The following is an 8406-nucleotide window of genomic DNA, read 5'->3' on the forward strand; positions in this document are numbered from 1 at the left end:
CCCCCGGACCCTGTCCGGGGGCCGCCGCCGGGGTCAGGCCGCCGAGGAGGACAGCCGGGAGCGCAGCAGGCCCGCCAGGGTGTCCGCGAACTCCACCGGATCCACCGGAAGGGTCACGGCGGCGTCGGCGCGGCTCCAGGTGGCCAGCCAGGCGTCCTGGGGGCGCCCCATCAGCAGCAGCACCGGGGGGCACCGGAAGATCTCGTCCTTGATCTGCCGGCACACACCCATGCCCCCGGCCGGAACCGCCTCGCCGTCCAGCACGCACACGTCGATGCCGCCCGCGTCGAGCTCCGACAGGACCGCCGGCAGGGTCGCGCACTCCAGGAACTCCACCGGCGGCAGATCCGCGGCAGGGCGGCGGCCCGCCGCCAGTCTCACCTGCTCCCGGGTGCCCGCGTCGTCGCTGTAGACCAGAACCCGCGCAGTCGCCCGCATTTCGATCCTCCACGTGTCCCATGAATCACGTTGATGTTGCGCGGGATGCTACTCCTCCCGCCGCCCCCTCAACATCGGTTCGGACATGTGCACGAGCCCGTTCGGAGAGGTGATCTGATGGGCCGTTCGGGCCTTGCACACGCCCCGGACACTCCGAACGGCACCCCCCGGGGTGAGGGCGGGATAAGCGACCGACATAATGTCGGTCGTGGCGACAGCAACGACAGTAGATACCGGGCACGCGCACCCGACGGTCAACCGGCCGAACCTCGTCAGCGTCGGAACCATCATCTGGTTGAGTTCCGAGCTGATGTTCTTCGCGGCCCTCTTCGCGATGTACTTCACCCTGCGATCCGTGACAGGTCCCGAGTACTGGACAGAGCAGGCCTCGGCCTTGAATCTGCCCTTCTCGGCGACGAACACGACGATCCTGGTGCTTTCCTCCCTCACCTGCCAGCTCGGCGTATTCGCCGCGGAGCGCGGTGACGTGAAGAAGCTCCGGACGTGGTTCATCATCACGTTCGTCATGGGTGCGATCTTCATTGGCGGCCAGGTGTTCGAGTACACCGAGCTGGTCAAGCACGAGGGCATGAGCCTCTCGTCCGGTCCGTACGGCTCGGTCTTCTACCTGACCACCGGCTTCCACGGTCTGCACGTGACGGGCGGTCTCATCGCCTTCCTGCTGGTCCTCGGCCGGACGTACGCGGCCAAGAGGTTCACCCACGAACAGGCCACGTCGGCCATCGTCGTGTCCTACTACTGGCACTTCGTCGATGTCGTCTGGATCGGCCTCTTCGCCACGATCTACCTGATCAAGTAGCGAACACGTCACCGGGTCCGACCCGGCACTCCATCCAGACACACCGACGCAGAAGATCCTGACACCGGGGTAATCCGTGAAAAAGCTCTCCGCACGACGACGCCATCCGCTGGCGGCGGTCGTCGTTCTACTCCTCGCGCTGGCGGCCACTGGGGGGCTGTACGCCGCCTTTGCTCCCGCGGGCAAGGCGCAGGCCGATGAAACCGCCCAGTCCCTCGCCATCGAGGAGGGCAAGAAGCTCTACGCCGTGGGTTGCGCAAGCTGCCACGGAACCGGCGGTCAGGGTTCCTCTGACGGCCCGAGCCTGGTCGGCGTCGGCTCCGCGGCCGTCGACTTCCAGGTGAGCACGGGCCGCATGCCCGCCCAGCAGCCCGGCGCCCAGGTGCCGAAGAAGCCGGTCATCTACACCCAGGCGCAGATCGACCAGCTGGCCGCGTACATCGCCTCCCTCGGTGCCGGCCCGATCACGCCGACCGAGAAGCAGTACGACCCGGCGGACGCCGACATCGCCAACGGCGGTGAGCTGTTCCGCAACAACTGCGCGCAGTGCCACAACTTCACCGGTGAAGGCGGCGCGCTGACGAACGGCAAGTACGCCCCCAACCTTGAGGACGTCTCGCCGAAGCACATCTACGAGGCCATGCAGACCGGCCCGCAGAACATGCCCTCCTTCCCCGACAGCACCATGCCGGAGAAGCAGAAGAAGGACATCATCGCGTACCTCCAGAACGTGAACGGTGAGAAGTCGACCAACCCCGGTGGTCTCAAGCTCGGTGGCCTCGGCCCCGTCTCCGAGGGTCTGTTCGGCTGGATCTTCGCTCTGGGTGCGCTGATCGCTGTCGCCGTCTGGGTCGCGGCCCACACCGCTAAGGCCAAGAAGTCATGAGTAGCCAAGAGATTCCCGAAGAGAAGCACCTGCCGAGCGAGCAGGGCGACGCCCACCACGGTGGCGTAGCAGTGGCGGACGACCCGTTCGCCGACCCGGGCCTGCCGGTCCACAAGCCGCGCATCCAGGACATCGACGAGCGTGCGGCGAAGCGTTCCGAGCGCACCGTCGCCATGCTGTTCACGCTGTCGATGCTGGCCACGATCGGCTTCATCGCCTCGTACGTGATCTTCCCGGTCGACAAGATCGTCTTCATCTTCCCGCTCGGGAAGGTCAGCGCGCTCAACTTCGCCCTGGGCATCACCCTGGGCGCGGCCCTCTTCTGCATCGGCGCGGGCGCGGTCCACTGGGCCCGCACCCTGATGTCCGACGTCGAGGTCGCCGACGAGCGCCACGAGATCGCCGCTCCGCCGGAGGTCAAGGCGAAGGTCCTCCAGGACTTCGCCGACGGCGCCAACGAGTCCGGCATCGGCCGCCGTCCGCTGATCCGCAACACGATGCTGGGCGCGCTGGCCATGCTGCCGCTCTCCGCCGTCGTGATCATGCGCGACCTGGGCCCGCTGCCCGAGGAGAAGCTGCGCAAGACCCTGTGGGCCAAGGGCAAGCTGCTCATCAACCAGAACACGATGGAGCCGCTGCGTCCCGAGGACGTGCTCGTCGGTTCGCTGACGTTCGCCATGCCCGAGGGCCTGGACGAGCACCAGCACGACTTCCAGGTCCAGATCGCCAAGGCCGCCCTGATGATCGTCCGCATCCAGCCGGAGGACATCAAGGACAAGAAGGAACTCGAGTGGTCCCACGACGGGATCGTGGCCTACTCGAAGATCTGCACCCACGTCGGCTGCCCGATCAGCCTGTACGAGCAGCAGACGCACCACGTGCTCTGCCCGTGCCACCAGTCCACCTTCGACCTCTCCGACGGCGCCCGTGTCATCTTCGGCCCGGCCGGTCACGCCCTTCCGCAGCTGCGGATCGGCGTGAATGACGAAGGCTTCCTCGAAGCGCTCGGCGACTTCGAAGAGCCCGTCGGCCCTGCATTCTGGGAGCGCGGATGAGCACCGCCACTGACAACAAGGCGCGCAAAGCGCCGGCCGGCGAGCGGGTAGCGGACTGGGCGGACGGCCGCCTGGGCATCTACAGCCTGGCCAAGGCCAACATGCGCAAGATCTTCCCGGACCACTGGTCCTTCATGCTGGGTGAGATCTGCCTCTACAGCTTCATCATCATCATCCTCACGGGTGTGTACCTGACGCTGTTCTTCCACCCGAGCATGAACGAGGTGGAGTACCACGGCTCGTACGTCCCGATGCAGGGCGTGCTGATGTCCGAGGCCTTCGCCTCGACGCTCGACATCAGCTTCGACGTCCGCGGTGGTCTGCTGATCCGCCAGATCCACCACTGGGCGGCGCTGATCTTCGTCGCGGCGATGATCGTGCACATGATGCGCGTCTTCTTCACCGGCGCGTTCCGCAAGCCGCGCGAGGTCAACTGGATCTTCGGCTTCCTGCTGCTGGTCCTCGGCATGTTCACCGGCTTCACCGGTTACTCGCTGCCGGACGACCTGCTCTCGGGTACCGGTGTCCGCTTCATGCAGGGCGCCATCCTGTCCGTCCCGGTCGTCGGCACGTACCTGTCGATGTTCCTGTTCGGCGGGGAGTTCCCGGGCGGCGACTTCGTCGCGCGCTTCTACTCGGTGCACATCCTGCTGCTGCCCGGCATCATGATGGGCCTCCTCGTGGCCCACCTGATCCTGGTCTTCTACCACAAGCACACCCAGTACGCGGGCCCCGGCAAGACGAACAACAACGTCGTCGGCATGCCGCTGCTGCCGGTCTACATGGCCAAGGCCGGAGGCTTCTTCTTCCTGGTCTTCGGTGTCATCGCGGTGGTCGCCGGCATCGCCTCGATCAACCCGATCTGGGCCCTCGGCCCGTACCGCCCGGACCACGTGTCCACCGGTGCGCAGCCCGACTGGTACATGGGTATGCCGGAAGGCCTGATCCGTGCCATGCCCGGCTGGGAGATCAACCTGTGGGGCCACACCCTCGTCCTGGGCGTGTTCATCCCGCTGGTGCTCTTCCCGCTGGTGCTCGGTGCGATCGCCGTCTGGCCGTTCATCGAGTCCTGGGTCACCGGCGACAAGCGCGAGCACCACATCCTGGACCGCCCGCGCAACGTCCCCACCCGTACGGCCTTCGGTGTCGCCTGGATCGCGGAGTACATCGTGCTCCTCATCGGCGGCGGCAACGACATGTTCGCCCAGTACTTCCACCTGTCGATCAACTCGATCACGTGGTTCGTCCGGATCGGCTTCTTCGTCGTCCCGGTCCTGGCCTTCATCGTCACCAAGCGGATCTGCCTCGGCCTCCAGCGCCGGGACAACGACAAGGTGCTGCACGGTCGCGAGACCGGCATCATCAAGCGTCTGCCGCACGGTGAGTTCGTCGAGGTCCACGAGCCGCTCCCGCAGGGCAAGCTGCACACCCTCACCGCGCACGAGCAGTACAAGCCGATCGAGATCGGCCCGACGGTCGACGAGAACGGTGTCGAGCGCAAGGTGAAGGCCACCGAGAAGCTGCGCGCGAAGCTCAGCAAGGGCTTCTACGCCGAGGGCAACCAGATCTCGAAGCCCACGGTGGAGGAGTACAAGGAGATCCAGTCCGGCCACGGCCACCACTGATCCCCTGCACCATCGCATGAGGGACTGATTTCGGTCAGTCCTGGTGTCGCCACGGCGAGAGCCCCGTCCAGTGTCCGGACGGGGCTCTTTGCCGTAACCGGGGCTGGATAGGCTGATCTCCGACCCATTCGACGGGCAACCCCTACAGCAGCAGGAGCTGACCATGAACGTTGCGACCCCGGCAGGCGGCGACAGCGTGGCGGCCCGTGGCTGGCCGGGCGTCCTCGACGCCCTGCTGACCGGCCAGGACCTGCGCGCTGACGACACCGCCTGGGCGATGGACCGGATCATGCGGGGGGAGGCCACCGACGCCCAGATCGCCGGCTTCGTGGTCGCCCTGCGCGCCAAGGGGGAGACGGTCGCGGAGATCAACGGCCTGGTACGGGCCATGTACGGGCACGCCAACCTCATCGAGGTGCCCGGCCGCACCGTGGACATCGTCGGCACGGGCGGCGACGGCGCCAGGACGGTGAACATCTCCACGATGTCGGCCGTGGTCGTCGCCGGGACCGGCGCCAAGGTCGTCAAGCACGGCAACCGGGCAGCGTCCTCCGCGAGCGGCTCCTCGGACGTCCTGGAGAAGCTCGGCGTCAACCTCGACCTGAGCACCGCCCGGGTCGTCGAGGTCGCCGAGGAGGCGGGCATCACCTTCTGCTTCGCGGTGAAGTTCCACCCGGCCCTGCGGCACGTCGCCGGGGCCCGCCGGGAACTGGGCATCCGCACCACCTTCAACATCCTCGGGCCGCTCACCAACCCGGCCCGCGTCCGGTCCCAGGCCACCGGCGTGGCGGACCCCCGGATGGCCCCCATCGTGGCGGGCGTGCTGGCCGAGCGCGGCTCGTCCGCGCTGGTCTTCCGCGGCGACGACGGCCTGGACGAACTGACCACCACGGCGACCTCCCGGGTCTGGTGGGTCCGGGACGGGAAGGTCGCCGAGCAGTCCTTCGACCCGCGCGACGTCGGCATCCCCCTGGTCGACGTCTCCGCCCTGGCCGGCGGGGACCCCTCGTACAACGCCGACGTGGCCCGCCGCCTGCTGGCCGGCGAGACCGGACCGGTACGCGACGCCGTGCTGCTGAACTCGGCGGCCGCCCTCGTGGCCCTCGATCCCGGCCCGGGCACCCTGGAGGAGCAGATCGCCGCCGGCATCACCCGCGCGGCCGAGTCGATCGACTCCGGCGCAGCCAGGACCGCACTGGAGCGCTGGGTGAGGGCCAGCAACGCCTGACCCGGCCCACGTTTCGAGCCAGACCCCGGTCCGCCATGCGGACCGGGGTCTTGTGCGCGGGGGATCTTGTGGCAGGATGCTCACCAGGTCACGAGTGACAGCGTTTAGGCCCCGGCTTGCTGTCCGGCAACCCTCCTTCCGTGGCGGGGTGCCCCGGGTGATGACCAGGTCGTAGGCAGCAAGGCCTACGGCAAGCGCGGATCCCTCGACACCAGGGGTCCTGGTCTCTCGAGGAGCGTTTTCCGTGAGCAAGCGAATGCGATAGGGCGACTGACGCCCCTTCTTCACCCTCGGACCAGGGTCACTTCCGCGTACCGCGACCGTCCCGTCCGAGGATCATCCCGTACCCCGGACGGCCGCACGGCCGCACCCGCGTACGGGCACACCGAAGCCATTCAGCCCTGCCTGCCGGGAGATACCGCCATGTCCGCATCCCTGAACGCCGCCACCGTCACCGTCACCGCCGCAGCCGCCCAGGACCCCGCCTGTGCCGAGCCGCTCGACGTCCTCGGCCGCGACGTCACCGTCCCGCTCGTCACCGGCGGCGAGGTCACCTACGCGGCCCTCGACTACGCCGCCAGCGCCCCCGCCCTCCAGCGGGTCTGGGACGACGTGGCCGCCTACGCCCCGTACTACGGCAGCGTCCACCGCGGAGCCGGATACCTCTCGCAGCTGTCCACCGACCTCTTCGAGCAGAGCCGCGCCACGGTCGCCGAGTTCCTCGACTGCCGCCCCGGCGACCAGGTCGTCTTCACCCGCTCCACCACGGACTCCCTGAACCTGCTCGCCGCGGTGCTCCCGGCCGACTGCCAGGTCTTCGTCTTCGAGACCGAGCACCACGCCTCGCTCCTGCCGTGGACGAACGCGCAGGTCACCTACCTCAACGCCCCGCGCACCCCGGACGAGGCCGTCGCCACCCTGGAGCGGGCGCTCGCCGACCGGGAGCCCTACGGCCCGGCGCTCGTGTGCGTCACCGGCGCGTCCAACGTCACCGGCGAGCTGTGGCCGGTGAAGGAACTCGCCGCTGCCGCGCACGCCCACGGTGCGCGGATCGTGCTGGACGCCGCCCAACTGGCCCCGCACCACCCCGTCTCCGTGCGGGACCTCGACGTCGACTGGGTCGCGTTCTCCGGTCACAAGCTCTACGCCCCCTTCGGCTCGGGCGTCCTGGCCGGCCGCGCCGACTGGCTCCAGGAGGCCGAACCGTACCTGGCCGGCGGCGGGGCCTCCCGCAAGGTCTCCCGCCGCGAGGACGGCGGGGTGGACGTCGAGTGGCACACCACCGCCGCCCGCCATGAGGCGGGCTCCCCGAACGTCATCGGCGTCTACTCCATCGCCTCCGCCTGCCGGGCCCTGACGGAGGCCGGCTTCGAGACCCTCGTGGCCCGCGAGCAGCGCCTCATCGGGAAGGTCCGCGAAGGCCTGGCGGAGGTCCCGGCCGTGCGGGTCCTGTCCCTCTTCGGGGACGACGCCCCGCGGGTCGGCGTCATCTCCTTCGTCGTGGACGGCTGGAACAGCTCCCACTTCGCCGCCGCGCTCTCCGCCGAGTACGGGATCGGCGTACGGGACGGCCTGTTCTGCGCCCACCCGCTGGTGCGGACGCTGCTGGGCAGCGAGCCGCAGGCCCAGGGCGAGTGCGGGGCCCCCGAGGCCGCCCCGGGCGAGCGCTCCCTGAACGCGATCCGCGTCAGCTTCGGCGCAGGCACGCCGGACGAGCACGTGGAGCGCTTCGTCCGGGCGGTCAAGGAGCTCGTCGCGGACGGCGCGAGGTGGCAGTACCGCACGGAGGAGGGCCGCTGCGTCCCCGCGGTCTGACAACCTGCGGATCATGGGCTATGGGGATCCGACACCGATGACGGTGCGGTCCTGCGTGGAGGGGGAGTCGCTGCCGGGGCTCTCCGAGCGGGTGCCCGCGTACAGCCACTCCTGGGGCGTATGCCCGACGCATGGGCTGAGCGCGACTGAGGAACGTACCGGGGCCGTGCTACGGGGCGCAGACCGATACCTGCCGGGTGGGGCGCGGCGTGGCTCCGGACCACCTCCTGTACGACGACGAGGTCGGCCGGGAGTCCACCCACCGCCAGTCGCGCACCCCTGAGGAGACGCACCGGGTCATGGCCGCGGCCTGGCAGGAGCCGAGCCGATGGCGGGCTGCCAGTGCGACGGGGACTCCCACGGACCCCGGAACTGGTCCGCGGCTGGTGGCGGGGGGTGGGGCGGTGCCCCGCACGAGGATCTCCTCGGCTCGGCGCGTGCGGGTGTGTCGCGGCCGGGCGGCCGGGGTTGCGCGCTCGTCCTGCGGGGACCCTCCTGCGTGTCGCCGCCCCAGGGCAGCGCTCCGGAAGTGGCCGAGG

At 69.2% G+C, this 8406-nt stretch carries 7 protein-coding genes and 1 riboswitch; of the genes, 6 read left to right on the forward strand and 1 reads right to left on the reverse strand.

What is annotated here, in order from left to right:
* Positions 1-33: 33 nt before the first annotated feature.
* The gene (locus ACZ6JS_RS07195) at positions 34-438 is read right to left on the reverse strand and encodes a DNA-binding transcriptional response regulator (protein WP_060178190.1); all 405 of its coding nucleotides are present in this window, start codon (positions 436-438) and stop codon (positions 34-36) included.
* 199 nt (positions 439-637) lie between these two features.
* Between ACZ6JS_RS07195 and ctaE the strand changes: the two genes are divergently transcribed.
* The 6 genes from ctaE to ACZ6JS_RS07225 all read left to right on the forward strand — a co-directional run bounded on the left by ctaE (position 638) and on the right by ACZ6JS_RS07225 (position 7867).
* A complete protein-coding gene (gene ctaE / locus ACZ6JS_RS07200) occupies positions 638-1258 on the forward strand; it encodes an aa3-type cytochrome oxidase subunit III (RefSeq protein ID WP_030036314.1) in 621 nt (206 codons plus the stop codon).
* A gap of 76 nt (positions 1259-1334) precedes the next feature.
* The gene (gene qcrC, locus ACZ6JS_RS07205; protein ID WP_030036316.1) at positions 1335-2144 is read left to right on the forward strand and encodes a cytochrome bc1 complex diheme cytochrome c subunit; all 810 of its coding nucleotides are present in this window, start codon (positions 1335-1337) and stop codon (positions 2142-2144) included.
* Complete coding sequence (gene qcrA / locus ACZ6JS_RS07210) at positions 2141-3199, forward strand: cytochrome bc1 complex Rieske iron-sulfur subunit (RefSeq protein ID WP_469296363.1); 1059 nt, start codon at positions 2141-2143, stop codon at positions 3197-3199. Before qcrC ends, qcrA begins: the two co-directional genes overlap by 4 nt.
* Positions 3196-4824 (forward strand): cytochrome bc1 complex cytochrome b subunit, encoded by a 1629-nt coding sequence (gene qcrB, locus ACZ6JS_RS07215; protein ID WP_469296364.1) that lies wholly within the window; start codon positions 3196-3198, stop codon positions 4822-4824. Before qcrA ends, qcrB begins: the two co-directional genes overlap by 4 nt.
* Positions 4825-4987: 163 nt before the next feature.
* On the forward strand, positions 4988-6052 hold the full coding sequence (trpD, locus tag ACZ6JS_RS07220) for an anthranilate phosphoribosyltransferase (protein WP_469296365.1): 1065 nt from the start codon (positions 4988-4990) through the stop codon (positions 6050-6052).
* 86 nt (positions 6053-6138) lie between these two features.
* Positions 6139-6255: riboswitch (SAM riboswitch) on the forward strand.
* 220 nt (positions 6256-6475) lie between these two features.
* Entirely contained in the window at positions 6476-7867 is a 1392-nt protein-coding gene (locus tag ACZ6JS_RS07225; RefSeq protein ID WP_469296367.1) for an aminotransferase class V-fold PLP-dependent enzyme, read from the forward strand.
* The last annotated feature ends 539 nt before the right edge of the window (positions 7868-8406 follow it).

It is taken from the genome of Streptomyces sp. NPDC046349, assembly GCF_055587885.1.